The organism is Mesorhizobium sp. M0239 (genome assembly GCF_040321815.1).
Lineage (GTDB): Bacteria > Pseudomonadota > Alphaproteobacteria > Rhizobiales > Rhizobiaceae > Mesorhizobium.
Genome location: NZ_JAMYSG010000008.1, coordinates 90,509 through 106,736 on the forward strand (window position 1 = coordinate 90,509; position 16,228 = coordinate 106,736).

Here is a 16,228-nt window from a genome sequence, read left to right on the forward strand (position 1 = left end):
CTAGCGAAGATCGCGGCGCATGACAAGCGCGCCGGTCGGTCCGTGTTCGGCCGATCTGTAGTAATTCGGCCGCTTGCCGACCTCATGGAAGCCCAGCCGACGATAAAGCGCGATCGCCGCGACATTGGTCTCATCGACCTCGAGGAACAGCGCTTCGGCGCGCTGCGCGTGCAGTTCGCGCAACACCGCGTCCATCAATTGCCAGCCCAACCCCTGGCGACGATGCGATCGCGCCACCGCGACGGTCAGGATCTCGCCCTCGCCTGCCGCAAGCCTCGCCAGCACGAAGCCGACGGGCGGCTTGGAGCCCTGCCCGGTTTCGCGCGCGGCATAGCCGAACACGGTGTCCTGTTCGAGCAGGGCGGCGAATTCGCCATCGGTCCAGGGGCGGACAAAGTCCTCGCGATGCAGCAGCGAGACCGCCGGACTGTCGGCGATCCTCAGCGGCTCGAGCGCGTAGTCCCGGCGGCGTGGTTGGAGAAAAGGTATGCGCATTTATCTTTCTTGCCTTGATAGAATAAAGCCAGCCTGCGGCTTGGCGTCGGCGCCGCGCATATAGAGTGGTTTCGGCCGTTCGCCTGCGCCCTTGGCGGCAGCCAGGCGGGCGTAGGTGACAATGTCGGCGGTGGCTGTCCGAGGGCCGACATCAAATTCGCGCCCGGCCGATGCGCTGATGAGCGCTGCCGCGGTGCCGGCAAGCACCGGAGACGTTTCCATCGCCATGGCCACCACGTCAGCCAGCGTGGCCACGGCCGGACCGTAAGCCAAGGCTGACGTTTCGTCGTAAAAGGCGGCGTGGATCTCCTCACGGCCGGCATCGAGCGCCGCCAGCACGGCGCGACCGGGAAATGCGGCTGCTGCTTCGGCGGCCAGCGCCTCCAGGGTCGTCACCCCGATCGCCGGTATCTTCAGCGCCAGCGCCAGGCCACGCGCGGTCGAGACGCCGACCCGCAGACCGGTGAAGGAACCGGGGCCGACAGAGACGGCAATGGCGCCAAGACCGGCATAGTCGGTTGCGCTTGCCTCCAGCGCTTCGGCTGTGACCGCCATCAGGTGCTCGGCATGGCCCTTGCCGAGATCGAGCACCGAGCGGCCAAGCTCCCGCTTCGCCACAGCATCATAGACGCAAGCGGCGCAAAGGTTGGCGGCACAGTCGATGGCAAGCAATTTCATGAGGCAACCGGTTCGAAAAACAATTCCCTGTGCCCGCCACGGCCCGCCACCGCAAGGGGATAGTGCATAATTCGTTAAACGGCTTCGCTGGTAGACTATGCGGCCTGTTCGATGCGCAGCATGTGGTTGTCCCAGACATAGTCCGGTTCGGAGCGTGTCGCGCCGCTGCCCTCGACGATCTCGCCGGCGCCGGTGGTGGCCATGAAGCCGGTTCCATCGGGGGCCACGCCGCAGACCTCGACCAACGCGCTGTTCGCAACGACCCGGCCGCTGGCCGCATCGATCACGACAAGCGAGTTGCCTTCCGGCGAGGAAACGGCGACGGTTCCGGCAGCCGGATTGGCGGCGACCGAGCCTATGTAGTTGCGGAAGCCGGACAAAACGTCCTGCGGCATGTCGAGCAACTGCAGATCCTTGCCGCGCGCGGCGCGACCGACCAGCAATGGACGATCGCTGCCCGGTCCCCGGTACTGGCAGCCGAACCAGACGGTTCCGGCCGGATCGGTGTCCATGTGGCGGATCGACAGCTGATGCAGTGCGGCCGGCAATTCGTGTTTCTCGATGACATAGCCGGTGACGCGGTCGATCAGCACATAGGACGGCTTCATGGTGGCGATGTTGAGCTCGGCGCGGCCGTAGTCCGGATGAGTCTCGATGCCGCCATTTGCAACCGCAATCGTCCTGCCGTCGCCCAGGAGCAGAAGCTCGTGCGGACCCATGCCATAGGTCGGGAACTCACTGATGCGGCTGAATTTCGCCCGCGCATCATAGACGCCGACGACGCCGGCGGCGTTGTCGAAGTCGTTTTCGGTGGCATAGAGCAGCGCACCGTCGGCCGAAAACACGCCATGGCCGAAGAAATGCCGGCCGGCGATGCTGGCGATCGTCAGCGGCGCGTCACGGCCCGAGTGATCGAAAACCACGGCGAAGGTGCCGGGCTGACGCGCGAAGACCACCGAGCGTTTCGATATGGGATCGAAGGTGACATCGTGGCCGCGATCGGGCAGGTCGATCGCATGCAGGACCTTGCCGGCCTCGGACAGGACGGCAGCGCCAAAGCTGCCGTCGCGTTTGACGAAAGCCGTGGCGAAGACGGCGTCGGCCGCAAGCGTCTTTGCCCAGGCCGACGGCGCCATCGCCGCGGCAAAGCCGATCCCCGCAGCCCTCAGGAAATCGCGGCGATCGATGAGGGAGGTTTTCAAGAGACTATCCTCCCCTGCACTGGCTCGCTCCAGGACACGGTGATTATTACGGATCGGAGCTGACGCTTGGCACCTACCGATTCTTGGAATGATCCATCGCAGACATTGGAAGTTAGCCGAAGCCTCCGGAACTTCGTCATCCACGGGCGGAGCAGGAGCGAAGCTCCGTCGCGGAGACCCGAGGATCCATGCCGTGACCTTGACCGTCGGGTGCAACGGAGCAAAATTCTGGACCGCGGCAGCGCTTTGAAGTCGCGGCATGGATCCCGGGGTCTGCGCTGCGTCGCTTCGCTCCTTGCTTCGCCCCAGGATGACGAAGCTATGGGCGTTTCGGCCAATCTCAAGGTCATGCTCAGTCCCCATCCAGCGACGAGAAGCCTGCGGTCAGGCCGAATTCGGCGGTCAACCTGGTGCCGATCAAGGTCGACAGGCTGGAGGTGATCAGCGCGAAATGATCGAGCTTGTCGCGCAGCGCCGGATCGGCAAGCGTCTTGTCGATTGGACCACTGACCGCCTTGGCGGTGGCGACACCGTTGACCAGCTGGATATGGATCGATTCGGCCATCCAGCGCGCATCGGCCGGCAGAGCGTCACCAAGTTTCGAGGCCTGGAACAGCGTATCGATGCCGGAGAGATTGCCGGCCAGTGACGCGGTGGTGTTTTGCGAGCGCCAGTAGATTGCCTGTTTCGGCTTGTCCGCATCCGGCTTGCCACCGAAAAACCCTTTCAGGCGCACGTCGCGGACCATTTCCAGCTCATTGATGAAGACGCCGACCAGTTCGGTCACCGCTTCATTGCCGTCGCGGTAGAGCGGGTTCTGCGGCCCCGGATTGGCCCAAAGGGCGGCAAAGCCGCCCGGCTTGTTCCAGGCGGCGCTGACCTCGCCGGCCATGGTTTCGATGTTGCCGGCAACAGCAGTGCCATAAGCGCAGCGGTAGGGATCATCCTTGCCGGCAAGTGCATCGGCGCCGTCGCCGTAAAGAACGAATTCGAGCGCGCCCAGCCCCTGCATGGCAACGCTCTTGCCGGCCAGTTGTGCCGGATCGGTCGCGGTCGGATCCTTGGCGGACAGCGCCGCCTGTACCTGTTTCAGGCCGATGCTCTTGCGATCCGGCCAGAACAGCATGCGTTCCAGCCGGTTGTTCTCCTTGATCGGTCCGAAGCCGATGATTTCGGCTGACGACCAGGCATAGACGGTGGCGGAGAATTCGGCGCGTGCGGCATCGAGTTCTCCTTGCGAGGGCGCTTCGCAGAGCTTGTGCATCGCTTTCGTCAAGGCTTCCGCATGCTGATGCAGGCCGGCATAGGCCGGGCGGACGAAGCCATCGATCGCGCGCTGGATGATATCGGAGGCTTTGACCGCCGCCGACGCAGGGACAACGCCCAGCAGAGCCAGCGGAAGAACGAGAAACAATGCAGAACGCTTGAACATCACAGTGACTCCAGGAATTTGAGCAGCGCATTGCGGTCGGCCGCATTGGCTGCGGCAAAGCGGTCGCGCGCTTTCTGTGCCTCGCCGCCATGCCACAGGATCGCCTCGGTCAGGCTGCGCGCGCGCCCGTCATGCAGGAAGAAGGAATTGCCGTTGACCGTCTCGGTCAGGCCGATGCCCCACAGTGGCGGCGTGCGCCATTCATTGCCCGTCGCATCTCCCACGGCCTGGCCATCGGCCAGATCTGGCCCCATGTCGTGCAGCAGGAAGTCGGAATAGGGCCAGATCAGCTGGAAGGCCTGCGCTTTGTTGGGCGTGTCGCGGCGCGTGACAAATTTCGATGTGTGGCAGGCAATGCAGCCCATCTCATAGAAGACCTTCTTGCCTTTGAGAACTTGTGGGGCGTCGAGATCCCGGCGCGCCGGCACGGCCAGGTTCTGCGAATAGAAGGTGACGAGATCCATCACCGGCGGCGGCGCCTCGACCGGGCCAAGACGCTGCTGCACGCCGTTCGGCATGGCGAGGCATTTTGCCTCCGCAGCAGTGCAATCGCCCCAATGCTTCGGCTCTTCGGGCGTCGAGATGCCGATGTCGCCGGCAAAGGCATCCGCTGCCTGCTGGCGGATCGACGCGGTCTGCGCCTTCCAGCCGAAGCGGCCGAGCGTCAGTTCCCCGCTCAAGCCATCGCGCACGATGTTCGGCCTGCCGGAAATGCCGTCGCCGTCCCTGTCGTCCGGATCGGCGTGGGCGAGAATATCAGCCGGCGCGATCTGTTCGATCAGGCCCAGGCCGATCATCGGCGGCGTCAGGCGCGGCGACAGCGTGGTGCGTGGGTCAAGCGGCCCGTAGCCAAGGCCGTCAACCGAATAGCTCGGTTTGCGCAAGGAGATCACTGTGCCGTCCGTCAGCTCCACCTTACGTTCCTGATAGTCGATGTGCATCCTGCCTTCACCGGGCAGGCCGGGCACGGCGAGCTCCTGCAATTGCCTGCCATAGACCGGGTCGGGGAAGTTAGGCACCTCGTGGTCGGCAAGCGCCTCCCTCTCTTGCGCGCTGCTGGCGTCGCGGGCCAGCCGAAGGAACATCGACGTGGTGCCGGCGTCGCCTTGCGGCGGGCGGCCGCGGCCATCCTTCAGATGGCAGTTCTGGCAGGCGCGTTCGTTGAACAGCGGGCCGAGCCCGTCCGAAGCCTGCGTCGAGGATGGCGACGAGACCCAATTCTTGCGGAAAAGGGCATTGCCGAGCTTGAAGTCGCCCTCTTCCTCGAAGGTGATGTTGGCCGAGGATTGCGAGAAGGAATCGCGGCTGACGTCCTTTCGGGACGTGCCGGCGCCACCTTGCATCAGTTCGAACTGCTCTGGCCTGGAAAAATCCATGGTCGGCCTGGTGACGGCGATGACGCGCGCCTGATCCTTCGCATTGAGGTCGGTGCGCGTGGTGGCGAGCCCGGCCGGCTGAAGATCACCGGCCATCGCCGAAGAGGCAAGCGCAAACACGAGCACGACACAGCGCCGACGCGCCAATCCGGCCGGCGTCTTCTCAGGGAGCGGCGAGCCGTCGGCCCGCCGCGAGCGGCGCACGAATTCTAGCAGGCGCCGCATTCCCGCATGCCCTTACTCCGCCTCGTCCGCCGATGCGGCGTTGAGCTGGCCGTATTTCTCCTCGCCGATCGAGGCAAGCAGGTCGAGCTGCGTCTCGAGAAAGTCGATGTGACCCTCCTCATCGGCCAGCAATTCCTCGAACAGCTTCATCGTCACGTAGTCGCCGGCGTCGTTGCAGATTTCGCGCGAGCGCTTGTAGGCGGTACGTGCGTCATATTCGCCGGCAAGGTCGGATTCGAGCACTTCCTTGACGTTCTGCCCGATGCGCAGCGGCGCCACGGACTGCAGGTTCGGATGGCCTTCGAGGAAGATGATGCGGGCGACGAGCTTGTCGGCATGGTGCATCTCCTCGATCGATTCCGCCCGCTCCTTCCTTGCCAGCTTGGCGTATCCCCAGTCCTCGAGCAGGCGGAAATGCACCCAGTACTGATTGACAGCCCCAAGTTCCAGAAAAAGGGCCTCGTTAAGCCGCTCGATGATCTGCGGATCGCCTTTCATGAATTCTGCTCCCGTATTGGACGCGCAGGCCTCTGACGCGATCCAGGTGTGAAACGACATCCACGCCGCTCGCCTCCGAGCGGGCGTGGTAATTTTCGGTGACCCGAATGATCGTTTCCACCACATTTGGGAAGCAGCCGCAACAGCGACCGCGCTTTTGCATGGCATGATAGATCTTCGCCGGCACGATCAGCTGCCAGGGATCCTGGTCCAGCAGCCCGACGATCGTCTGCTCGATCTCCTTCTCGGTGATGATATTGCAATGACAAATCAGCATTGGCTTGCTCGGCTGGCTGACGGCGTCTCCCGCGCCGTGTGGCTTGATTTTCTAGCGGAGGCCGTTCCAGAGCCGGTTTTCCGGCTCCCGGATCAGTCACCTGTCTTTCGACCCTTACTTGAACACCTTGTCCGGCGCGTCGAGGCTATCGGACCCTTCGAAGGCGATGGTGCTGAGCTTCAAGGAGCCGACGGCGCGCTCAATCGACTTGGTCTGATCGATCAGCGCATCGATCGCCGCCTGCACGGTGGCGTTGCCCTCAATGTTGCCCTCGGCGATCTGCTGGTCATAGGCCTCGCCGGCCAGTGCACGCGCCTTGATCGCCTCCATCTTGGCGACCGAAACATCGAGCTTGTCAGACAGTTCCTTGTCGATCGCCGGATCGGCCGCCTTCACCATATCGGCCACCGAGGGACCCGAAACGACGGTGCCGTCGAGACGCGTGTAGCTCGCATGATAGGCCGCGCGAATGCCGATGGCGTCGTAGAGATGCGAATTGTACGTGTTGTCGGAGAAGCAATCGTGCTCCTCTTCCGGATCATGCAGCAGCAGGCCGAGCTTCATGCGCTCGCCGGCCAGTTCGCCGTAGGACAGCGAGCCCATGCCGGTGAAGATGGTCGAGATCGCCGTGTTCGGCTCGCCATCGACGAGAGCCTTGCGGGCGGCGCCGTCTTCCTTCCAGTTGCCGACCATCTCCTGAAGATCCGAAACCAGAAGGTCGCTGGCCGATTTCAGATACTCGGCGCGGCGATCGCAATTGCCGCCGGTGCAGTTCTGGAGGTCGTAGTTGGTATAGGGGCGCTCGCCGGCACCCGGCCCGGTGCCATGCAGGTCCTGGCCCCAGAGCAGGAATTCGATGGCGTGGTAGCCGGTGGCGACATTGGCCTCGATGCCGCCGGCTCCCTGCAGCGTGCCGGAGAGGAATTCCGGCGAAAGCTTCGATGCATCGACCTTCTTGCCGTTGATCTCGATCTCCTTGTTGGCGATCACATTGGCCGTGTAGAGCGCATTCGCGTCCGATTCGGTGCCGTAGCTCTTGGCGACGTAGTCGATCAAACCTTCATCCAGCGGCCAGGAATTCACCTTGCCTTCCCAGTCGTCGACGATCTTGTTGCCGAAGCGGTAGACCTCGGTCTGCTGGTAGGGAACGCGCGATGCCTTCCAGGCGTCACGGGCAGCGTTGAGGGTTTCCGCCGATGGCGTGGCGAGCAGCGCGTCGACCGCCTTGTCGAGCGCCTGCGCGGTGGTCAGCGAATCCTCATATTTGGCGAGCGCGATGTCGGAATAGGTCTTGATGACGGCCTTTGCATCGGTTTCCGCCTTTGCCGGCAACACGAATACCGCCGCCGTCAGCAGGGCAGTGGCGCCGATCGCCGCAAGCCTGCTGCCATATCGTGCTGTCATAATCACTCTCCAGTTTCTCGGAAATTCTGTAAACGGCGCGCACAGCAACCGGCGCCAGGCCATCTGCGGGCCATTGGGCGCAAGAGATGCCGCGCTAGCGCGCGGTTCGCGGAAGAAAGACACCAAAATGCCTCCAATCGAAAGGGTTCAAGGCCCAGACATTAAAGGGATGCGCTGACGCGCGAGCTTCCATAAAGCTGCGACATCGTCGGATGTCAATGACAATCCGTAGGAAAAGTCAATTGAAACAACAGTTTAGAATTATTCTAAACTACGACTGTCAACTTATGCGTCTTTCTGCACCGGTCTTGCCGTTGAACTGTACGATTGACAGCTGCCATTCCGGGTGCGACCCGCAAAAGCTCTCTTGCGGCGGCACCAGACAATTGCCACTTGGCGAGACATCCTAGGATAGAAGCGGGATTGGAATGCGATGAAGAACGGTGTGGTCATTGTCGGCGCGGGTCATGCGGGCGTGCAAGCGGCCGCCAGTCTGCGCGAAGACGGCTATGACGGGCCGGTGATCCTCGTCGGGGATGAGGACGAACTTCCCTATCACAAGCCGCCGCTGTCGAAGACTTTCATCAAGGATGCCGAGGCCAAGCCGCAACCCTTGCGCGGCGAGGCCTTTTACACCGGCAGCGCCATCGATTACCGGCCTGGCGTCAGGATCGATCGCATCGATGCCGAGCGCCGCAGCCTGGAGATATCAGGCGGTGGCGCGCTTGCTTTTGATCACCTGATCCTGGCGACCGGCTCGCGCCCGCGCACCCTGCCGTTGCCCGGCTCGGACCTGTCCGGCGTGCTGTCGCTGCGCTCGCTGGCCGATGCGCGGCTGATCCGCGACCTCAGCGCGCAAAGCGACGAAATCGTCATCCTCGGCGGCGGTTTCATCGGGCTGGAGATAGCAGCCACACTGCGGGCCACCGGCCGCACGGTGACAGTGGTGGAGGCCGTGGACCGGCTACTCGGCCGCGCCGTGGCGCCGGTGGTGGCGAGCCACGTCCGGCAACGGCTGGAAGCGACAGGCGTGCGCATTCTCACCGGCACCTCGATCGCCAGGCTCGATGGCGAAAACGGTCATGTCACGGCCGCCATCACCTCGTCAGGCGAAAGGCTGCCGGCGCGCATGGTCATCGTCGGCATTGGTGCCATGCCGAATGTCGAACTGGCGCAGTCTGCAGGCCTCGGCATCGCCAACGGCATCCGCGTCGATCATCAGATGCGCACGTCGATGCCGGAGATTCTTGCCATTGGCGATGCTGCCTCCTACCGTCACTGGTTCACCGGCGGCGACGTGCGGCTGGAATCGGTGCAGAACGCCACCGATCAGGCGCGGCTTGCCGCGCGCACGATATCAGGCCACACCGACGCCTATTCGGCGGTGCCATGGTTCTGGTCGGACATCGGCGACATGAAATTGCAGATGGTCGGCCTGACCGCCGGCGGCGACAGCCATGTCGTGCTGGGCGACCTGCCCGAAAACAAATTCTCGATCTACCACTATGCCGGCGACCGGCTGCTCGGCATCGAATCGGTCAACCGCCCCGGCGACCACATGCTTGGCCGCAAGATGCTCGGCGCCGGCTTTTCGCCGACGCCGGAAACGGTTGCTGAGGGACCTGACGGTTTGAAGGCGGCGCTGGCCGCGTTTCAGCAGGATGAGCCTGCCAGGGCTGCGGGCTAGCCCCCGCTTACCCTCCCTTGTGGGGAGGGTCGCTGTGAAGCAGCGGGGTGGGGTCTGCGCGAGGCGCCCCACCCGGACCTTCGGTCCGACCTCCCCACAAGGGGGAGGTAGAAGTTCAGGCGGCGCAGACTTCGCGGATCGAGCTTTCCAGGATGTCGAGTGCTTCGTTCATGACTTCGTCCTGGATGGTGATCGGCGCCAGGAAGCGGATGACGTTGCCGTAGACACCGCAGGTCAGCAGGATCAGGCCCTTGTCGAGCGCCTTCAACCGGATCGCATTGGCGATCTCGGCCGACGGCAGGCCCTTCTTGACGTCGTTGAACTCGACCGCGTTCATGAAGCCGAGGCCTCTGATGTCGACGATCTCGGGCACGTCGTCGCGGATCGACTGCAACCGCTGCTTCAGCCTTGCGCCCAGCGTGTTGGCGCGGTCGCACAGGTTTTCGTCCTCGATCACGTCGAGCACGGCGTGCGCGGCGGCAACGCCGATCGGGCTGCCGCCATAGGTGCCGCCTAGCCCGCCGGGGCCGGGCGCATCCATGATTTCGGCGCGGCCGGTGACCGCCGCCAGCGGAAAACCGCCGGCCAGGCTCTTGGCCATGGTGGTGATGTCGGCCGCCACCTCATGGTGATCCATCGCAAACATCTTGCCGGTGCGGGCAAAGCCGGTCTGCACTTCGTCGGCAATCAGCAGCATGCCGTGCTGGTCGCAAAGCTTGCGCAGCGCAACCAGGAAGTCACGCGGCGCCTCGTAGAAGCCGCCCTCGCCCTGAACCGGCTCGATGATGATGGCGGCGACGCGGGCCGGATCGACATCGGCCTTGAACAGCCGGTCGAGCGCCGCCAGCGAGTCGGCGACCGAGACACCGTGCAGCGGCACCGGGAACGGCGCATGATAGACATCGCCCGGCATGGCGCCGAAGCCGACCTTGTAGGGCACGACCTTGCCGGTCAGTGCCATGCCCATGAAGGTGCGGCCATGGAAACCGCCGGCGAAGGCGATGACCGCCTGACGGCCGGTGGCATTGCGGGCGATCTTGATGGCGTTCTCTACCGCCTCCGCCCCGGTGGTGACGAAGATCGTCTTCTTCTCGAACTTGCCGGGCAGCATGCCGTTCAGCCGTTCGGCCAGGCGCACATAGCTCTCATAGGGCACCACCTGGTGGCAGGTGTGGGTGAAGCGGTCGAGTTGTGCCTTGACCGCTTCGATCACCCTGGGATGGCGATGCCCGGTGTTGACGACGGCGATGCCCGACGAGAAATCGATATAGCGACGCCCCTCGACATCCCAGATTTCCGAATTTTCAGCCCGGTCGGCATAGATCTGCGTGGTCATGCCGACACCGCGGGAAATCGATTGGTTCTTGCGTTCGGAAATGGCTGAATTCTTCATCGTATCCCTCACCGGGCCGGCGCCCGTCCTGTTTGATGCCGTTGAGACATCTTCTGACCTTATTTCACGTTTTCCTCAAGTCGGCACCACCGGCAGGCGATTGGGCCTGCGGTGGGCAGATCCCGGCGCTTAACCAGTCAGGCGATACACGTACGAGACCGGTTTCCTTTTCCCGGGGATCGACTATCCTCTGGATGTCCACGAGGCATCGCGACCAGCGAGCCGCCGCGGCCGGGGGAGCCCATGAGCAGGAACGTGACTTCGCCCGTCTCGCAGCCGTCGGTCCAAGCTCCCGGTCTTTTGTCTTTTCCAGCCGCCCCGGCGCTTTTCGCCTGCACGGCTGCGCTGCTTTTGGTCGGCTGCCAGAAGCAGGAAGCGGTGGACAAGAAACTGCAGATCATGGTGCGCACCGAAACGGTGGCGATGGCCGACTATGCGCCAAGGACCTCGCTGACCGGGGTGATCGCGGCGCGTACGCTGAACAATCTGTCGTTCCGGGTCGGCGGTCGCGTCGCCGAACGGTTTGTCGATGTCGGCCAGCATGTCGATCAAGGCACGGTGCTTGCCCGGATCGATCCGCAGGAGCAGGAATCCGATTTGCGCTCGGCGCAGGCCGATCTCGACGCGGCACAGGCGCAATTGACCCAGTCCGCCGCCGCCTTCGAACGGCAGAAGACGCTGCTCGCCCAGGGTTTCACCACCAGGCGCGATTATGACGCCGCGGACCAGGCCCTGAAGGTGGCACAAGGCAGCGTCGATGCCGCGCAGAGCGCTTTCTCCAACGCCCAGCAAAACCTGTCCTTCACCGAGCTCAAGGCCGGTGCCGCCGGCGTGATTACCGCCCGCCAAGTCGAAGCCGGCCAAGTGGTGCAAGCCGCGCAAACCGTCTTCACCGTCGCCGAGGACGGTGACCGCGACGCGGTATTCAACGTGCAGGAGACGCTGATCGCCAAGACACCGGCATCGCCTGCGGTGACGATCACGCTGTTGTCCGATCCGCAGGTCAGGGCGACGGGCAAGGTCCGCGAAATCTCGCCCGCGGTCGACCCGGCTTCGGGCTCGATCCGGGTCAAGGTCGCCATTCCCGACACGCCCGCCGACATGCCGCTGGGGGCAGCCGTCATCGGCTCGGTAAGCGCCAAGCCGGCGAAGGCGATCCTGCTGCCTTGGCAGGCGCTGACGTCCAGCGGCGGCAAGCCGGCGGTCTGGATCGTCGATCCCTCGACCAAGGCGGTGACGATGGCGCCGGTCGAAGTGCTGGCGTTCAATTCGGGCACGGTCGTGATCACCAAGGGGCTGGACGCGGGCCAGAGCGTCGTCACCGCTGGAGGACAGCTGCTCAGCCCTGGACAGACGATCGAGATATCGGGAGCGGGCCAATGAGCCGGACGCCACGCATCCTGCTCGGCGTGCTCATGCTCGGCGCGCTGGCATCCTGCTCCAAGTCGGAGGAAAAGCCGCCCGAGATCATCCGACCGGTGCTGTCGATGGTGATCGAGCCGCGCACCACGCAAATCTTCGGTTTTGCCGGATCCGTCGAACCGCAGGTCAGCGCCGACCTGGCCTTCCGCCTGCTTGGCCGGGTCGTCTCGCGCGACGTCCAGGTCGGCGACATCGTCAGCAAGGGCACGACGATAGCGGCACTCGATCCGACCGCGCTGGAGTTGGGCCTCCAGGCGGCCAAGGCGGAACTGTCCAATGCCGAGGCGCAGCTCGCCAACTCCGCCGCCAGCGAGGAACGGCAGCGCCAGTTGCTCGCCTCGGCCAACGCCACACAAGCTGTCTTCGATGCCGCGCAGCAGGCGCGCAAAGCTGCGGAGGCAGGTGTCGAGCGGGCCAAGGCTTCGCTTGCCAAATCGCAGGAGCAGCTCGGCTACGCCAGGCTGTTCTCTGATTTCGACGGTGTCGTCACCGCGGTCGGCGCCGAAGTTGGCCAGACGGTCTCGCCCGGCCAGACCGTCGTCACCGTGGCGCGTTCGGACCTGCGCGAGGCGGTGGTCGACATTCCCGATCAATTGACCGGTGATCTTGAGGCCGGCACGCCCTTCCAGGTGATCCTGCAGTCGCTGCCGACGATCCAGACCGGGGCCAAGCTGCGCGAGATCGCACCGCAATCCGAGGGCTCGACCCGCACGCGGCGCGTCAAGCTGACGCTCACGGATCCGCCACAGGCCTTCCGGCTCGGCTCGACGGTAACGGCGACCCGCGTGACCAAGGTGGCACCGACGATCGAACTGCCGATGTCGGCGCTGTTCGAAAAGAACGGTTCCGCGAAAGTGTGGATCGTCGACCCGCAGACATCCAGCGTGAACGCACGCGACATCAAGATCGCGTCGAAGAATGGCGTTATCTTCACCGTGGCCGAAGGGCTTGACGCGGGCATGCGTGTCGTCACGGCGGGCGTCCACAGCCTGAGCGAAGGCCAGAAGGTGAAAGTGCTCGAGGGAGGCGCCTCATGAAAGGCTTCAATCTCTCCGACTGGGCGCTCAACCACCGCTCCATGGTCTGGTATTTCATGCTGGTCTTCGTCGTGGCTGGCGTGTTCTCCTACCTCAATCTCGGCCGTGAAGAAGACCCCAACTTCACCATCAAGACGATGATCATCCAGGCCAACTGGCCGGGCGCCTCGGTCAAGGAAACCGTGCAGCAGGTGACCGACCGTATCGAGAAGAAACTCGAGGAACTCGACAGCCTCGACTACACCAAGTCCGTCACCACGGCCGGCCAGACCGTCATCTTCGTCAACCTGAAGGACACCACCAAGGCACGCGATGTCGTGCCGAACTGGATTCAGGTGCGCAACATGGTCAACGACATCGGGGCGCAGTTTCCGCAGGGGGTGCAGGGACCGTTCTTCAACGACCGCTTCGGCGACGTCTATGGCAACATCTACGCCTTCACATCGGACGGGCTGACGCCGCGCCAGTTGCGCGACTATGTCGAGGACGCCAGAACAAAAATCCTGACCGTGCCCAACGCCGGCAAGGTCGACCTAGTCGGCGCCCAGGACGAGGCGATCTATCTCGAATTCTCGACCCGCCAGATCGCCGCCCTCGGCCTCAACCAGCAAGCGATCGTGGCGAGCCTGCAGGCGCAGAACGCGATCACGCCGTCCGGCGTCATTCAGTCCGGGCCGGAGCGCATCAGCGTGCGTGTCGGCGGGCAGTTCACCTCCGAGGACAGCCTGCGCGCCATCAATCTGCGCGTCAATGACCGCTTCTTCCGCCTCAGCGACGTGGCGACGATCACGCGCGGCTATGTCGATCCGCCTACGGCGCTATTCCGCTTCAACGGCCAGGACGCGATCGGGCTCGCCATCGGCATGAAACCCAACGCCAACCTGCTCGAATTCGGCGAGGCGCTGCACAAGGAGATGGACAAGGTGCTGGCCGACCTGCCGGTCGGTGTCGGCGTGCATCTGGTGGCCGACCAGCCGGTCATTGTCGAGGAGGCCGTCTCGGGCTTTACGCGCGCGCTGTTCGAGGCGGTCGCCATCGTGCTCGCGGTGTCGTTCATCAGCCTCGGCATGCGCGCCGGCTTCGTCGTGGCGCTGTCGATCCCGCTGGTGCTGGCCATCACCTTCACGGTCATGGCCTATCTCGGCATTTCGCTGCAGCGGATTTCCCTGGGTGCGCTGATCATCGCGCTCGGGCTTCTGGTCGACGACGCGATGATCGCGGTCGAGATGATGGTGGCGCGGCTGGAGGTCGGCGACAATCTGCGCAAGGCGGCGACCTATGTCTACACATCGACCGCCTTTCCGATGCTGACCGGTACGCTGGTGACGGTCGCCGGCTTCATCCCGATCGGCCTCAACAACAGCGCCGCCGGCGAATATACCTTCACCCTGTTCGTGGTCATCGCCGTTTCGCTGCTGGTGTCATGGGTCGTGGCGGTGCTGTTTGCGCCACTGCTCGGCGTCACCATCCTGCCGGCGACGATGAAAACCAAGCATCACGACCAGCCCGGCCGCTTCACCTCGCTTTTCCGGCGCGTGCTTGTCGGCTCGGTGCGCCATCACTGGCTGACCATCATCGTCACCGTGCTTTTGTTTGCCGGCTCGATCGCCGGCTTCGGGCTGGTGCAGCAGCAGTTCTTTCCGCCATCGGACCGGCCGGAGCTGATCGTCGACTGGAACCTGCCGCAGAATGCCTCGATCGCCGATACGCGCGACCAGATGGAGCGGTTCGAGCAGCGGGCGCTGGTCGGCAATCCCGACATCGACCATTTTTCGTCCTATATCGGCCAGGGCGCGGTGCGTTTCGTGCTCGCCTATGACGTGCAGCCGGCCAACCCCTATTTCGGCCAGACCGTCATCGTCACCAAGAGCATCGCGGCCCGCAACCGGGTCAAGCCGGCGCTTGAAAAACTGCTGCGCGAGGAGTTCGTCGGCACCGACGCCTTCGTCAAGCCGCTCGAACTCGGGCCCCCGGTCGGCCGCCCGGTGCAGTATCGCGTCGGCGGTCCCGACATCCAGACGGTGCGCGGGCTGGCGCAGCAATTCGCCGGTATCATTTCCGCCAACCCCAAGCTTGCCGCGCCGACCTTCGACTGGAACGAGCCGCAACGCGTGCTGAGGGTCGACGTGCTGCAGGACAAGGCACGCCAGCTTGGCATCACCTCTTCCGACATCGCCAGCGCGCTCAACAGCACCGTCGGCGGCGCTACCATCACGCAGGTGCGTGACGCCACCTACCTGATCAATGTCGTGGCGCGCTCGCGTGGGTCCGAACGCGGCTCGATCGAAACCTTGCAGAACATGCAGCTGCCGACCAGTACCGGCGAGGCGATCCCGCTCGCGGCCGTCGCCAACTTCCGCTACGATCTGGAGCAGCCAACGGTGTGGCGACGCGACCGCATCCCGACCATCACCGTGCGCGCCGGACTGGTCGGCGACGTGCTGCCGGCCACCGTCGTCAACGAATTGAAGCCTTCGGTCGATGCCTTCACCGCCAAGCTGCCGCCGGGCTATTCGATCGCCACCGCCGGCTCGGTCGAGGAGAGTGCCAAAAGCCAAGGACCGATCGCCGCCGTCGTGCCGTTGATGCTGTTCGTCATGGCGACGATCCTGATGGTGCAATTGCAGAGTTTCCAGCGCCTGTTCCTGGTGGTGGCGGTGGCGCCGCTCGGCCTGATCGGCGTTGTGGCGGCCCTTGTGCCGAGCGGCGCGCCGCTCGGCTTCGTCGCCATCCTCGGCGTGCTGGCGCTGATCGGCATCCTGATCCGCAACTCGGTCATCCTGATCGTGCAGATCGAGGATCTCGTCCGGGAAGGCAAGGACCGCTGGGCGGCCGTCATCGAGGCGACGGAACACCGCATGCGGCCAATCGCGCTGACGGCGGCGGCCGCAAGTCTCGCCCTGATCCCGATCGCGCGCGAAGTGTTCTGGGGCCCGATGGCCTATGCCATGATGGGCGGCATCATCGCCGGCACGGCGATCACGCTGCTGTTCCTGCCAGCGCTTTATGTGACGTGGTTCAGGATCAAGGAGCCGAAAGCCCAGGAAGAGCTACCCGTGGAGAGCGGCGAACCGGTGCAAGCTCAGACTTAAGGCTTTGCCG

At 64.1% G+C, this 16,228-nt stretch carries 13 protein-coding genes; 4 read left to right on the top strand and 9 right to left on the bottom strand.

The genetic code is table 11. The features are described 5' to 3' along the window. The 8 genes from rimI to NKI99_RS10325 all read right to left on the bottom strand — a co-directional run bounded on the left by rimI (position 1) and on the right by NKI99_RS10325 (position 7,587). The gene (rimI, locus tag NKI99_RS10290) at positions 1 to 495 is read right to left on the bottom strand and encodes a ribosomal protein S18-alanine N-acetyltransferase (RefSeq protein WP_023811416.1); all 495 of its coding nucleotides are present in this window, start codon (positions 493 to 495) and stop codon (positions 1 to 3) included. Continuing rightward, positions 496 to 1,173 carry a tRNA (adenosine(37)-N6)-threonylcarbamoyltransferase complex dimerization subunit type 1 TsaB gene (gene tsaB / locus NKI99_RS10295; RefSeq protein ID WP_023811417.1) on the bottom strand — a complete coding sequence of 226 codons (678 nt, stop codon included), beginning with the start codon at positions 1,171 to 1,173 and terminating at the stop codon, positions 496 to 498. It lies immediately after the preceding gene. A gap of 95 nt (positions 1,174 to 1,268) precedes the next feature. Further along, positions 1,269 to 2,375 (bottom strand): DUF1513 domain-containing protein, encoded by a 1,107-nt coding sequence (locus NKI99_RS10300; protein ID WP_352610754.1) that lies wholly within the window; start codon positions 2,373 to 2,375, stop codon positions 1,269 to 1,271. 352 nt (positions 2,376 to 2,727) lie between these two features. Next, the gene (locus NKI99_RS10305) at positions 2,728 to 3,807 is read right to left on the bottom strand and encodes an imelysin family protein (protein WP_352610755.1); all 1,080 of its coding nucleotides are present in this window, start codon (positions 3,805 to 3,807) and stop codon (positions 2,728 to 2,730) included. Beyond that, complete coding sequence (locus tag NKI99_RS10310; RefSeq protein WP_352610756.1) at positions 3,807 to 5,408, bottom strand: di-heme oxidoreductase family protein; 1,602 nt, start codon at positions 5,406 to 5,408, stop codon at positions 3,807 to 3,809. The genes NKI99_RS10305 and NKI99_RS10310 overlap by 1 nt, the downstream gene beginning before the upstream one ends. Positions 5,409 to 5,420: 12 nt before the next feature. Beyond that, the gene (bfr, locus tag NKI99_RS10315) at positions 5,421 to 5,906 is read right to left on the bottom strand and encodes a bacterioferritin (RefSeq protein ID WP_352610757.1); all 486 of its coding nucleotides are present in this window, start codon (positions 5,904 to 5,906) and stop codon (positions 5,421 to 5,423) included. Then, positions 5,872 to 6,183, bottom strand: coding sequence for a (2Fe-2S)-binding protein (locus NKI99_RS10320; RefSeq protein WP_023811421.1), 312 nt, complete (start codon positions 6,181 to 6,183; stop codon positions 5,872 to 5,874). Before NKI99_RS10320 ends, bfr begins: the two co-directional genes overlap by 35 nt. A 114-nt stretch (positions 6,184 to 6,297) precedes the next feature. After that, positions 6,298 to 7,587: an imelysin family protein gene (locus tag NKI99_RS10325; RefSeq protein WP_352610758.1), complete on the bottom strand. Its 1,290-nt coding sequence runs from the start codon at positions 7,585 to 7,587 to the stop codon at positions 6,298 to 6,300. A 433-nt stretch (positions 7,588 to 8,020) separates the two neighbouring features. On the opposite strand from NKI99_RS10325, the gene NKI99_RS10330 reads away from it, so the two are divergent. Continuing rightward, a complete protein-coding gene (locus tag NKI99_RS10330) occupies positions 8,021 to 9,274 on the top strand; it encodes an NAD(P)/FAD-dependent oxidoreductase (RefSeq protein WP_352610759.1) in 1,254 nt (417 codons plus the stop codon). A gap of 115 nt (positions 9,275 to 9,389) precedes the next feature. Here the strand turns inward: NKI99_RS10330 and NKI99_RS10335 are convergent, their stop codons facing one another. Next, positions 9,390 to 10,667, bottom strand: a complete 1,278-nt coding sequence (locus tag NKI99_RS10335; RefSeq protein ID WP_352610760.1) for a 4-aminobutyrate--2-oxoglutarate transaminase — start codon at positions 10,665 to 10,667, stop codon at positions 9,390 to 9,392. A gap of 243 nt (positions 10,668 to 10,910) precedes the next feature. On the opposite strand from NKI99_RS10335, the gene NKI99_RS10340 reads away from it, so the two are divergent. From NKI99_RS10340 to NKI99_RS10350, 3 genes are read left to right on the top strand one after another with little or no spacing between them, the layout of a single operon-like run. After that, positions 10,911 to 12,050, top strand: coding sequence for an efflux RND transporter periplasmic adaptor subunit (locus NKI99_RS10340; RefSeq protein ID WP_352610761.1), 1,140 nt, complete (start codon positions 10,911 to 10,913; stop codon positions 12,048 to 12,050). Further along, on the top strand, positions 12,047 to 13,126 hold the full coding sequence (locus NKI99_RS10345) for an efflux RND transporter periplasmic adaptor subunit (protein WP_352610763.1): 1,080 nt from the start codon (positions 12,047 to 12,049) through the stop codon (positions 13,124 to 13,126). Before NKI99_RS10340 ends, NKI99_RS10345 begins: the two co-directional genes overlap by 4 nt. After that, positions 13,123 to 16,218, top strand: coding sequence for an efflux RND transporter permease subunit (locus NKI99_RS10350; protein WP_128304326.1), 3,096 nt, complete (start codon positions 13,123 to 13,125; stop codon positions 16,216 to 16,218). Before NKI99_RS10345 ends, NKI99_RS10350 begins: the two co-directional genes overlap by 4 nt. Positions 16,219 to 16,228: the final 10 nt, after the last annotated feature.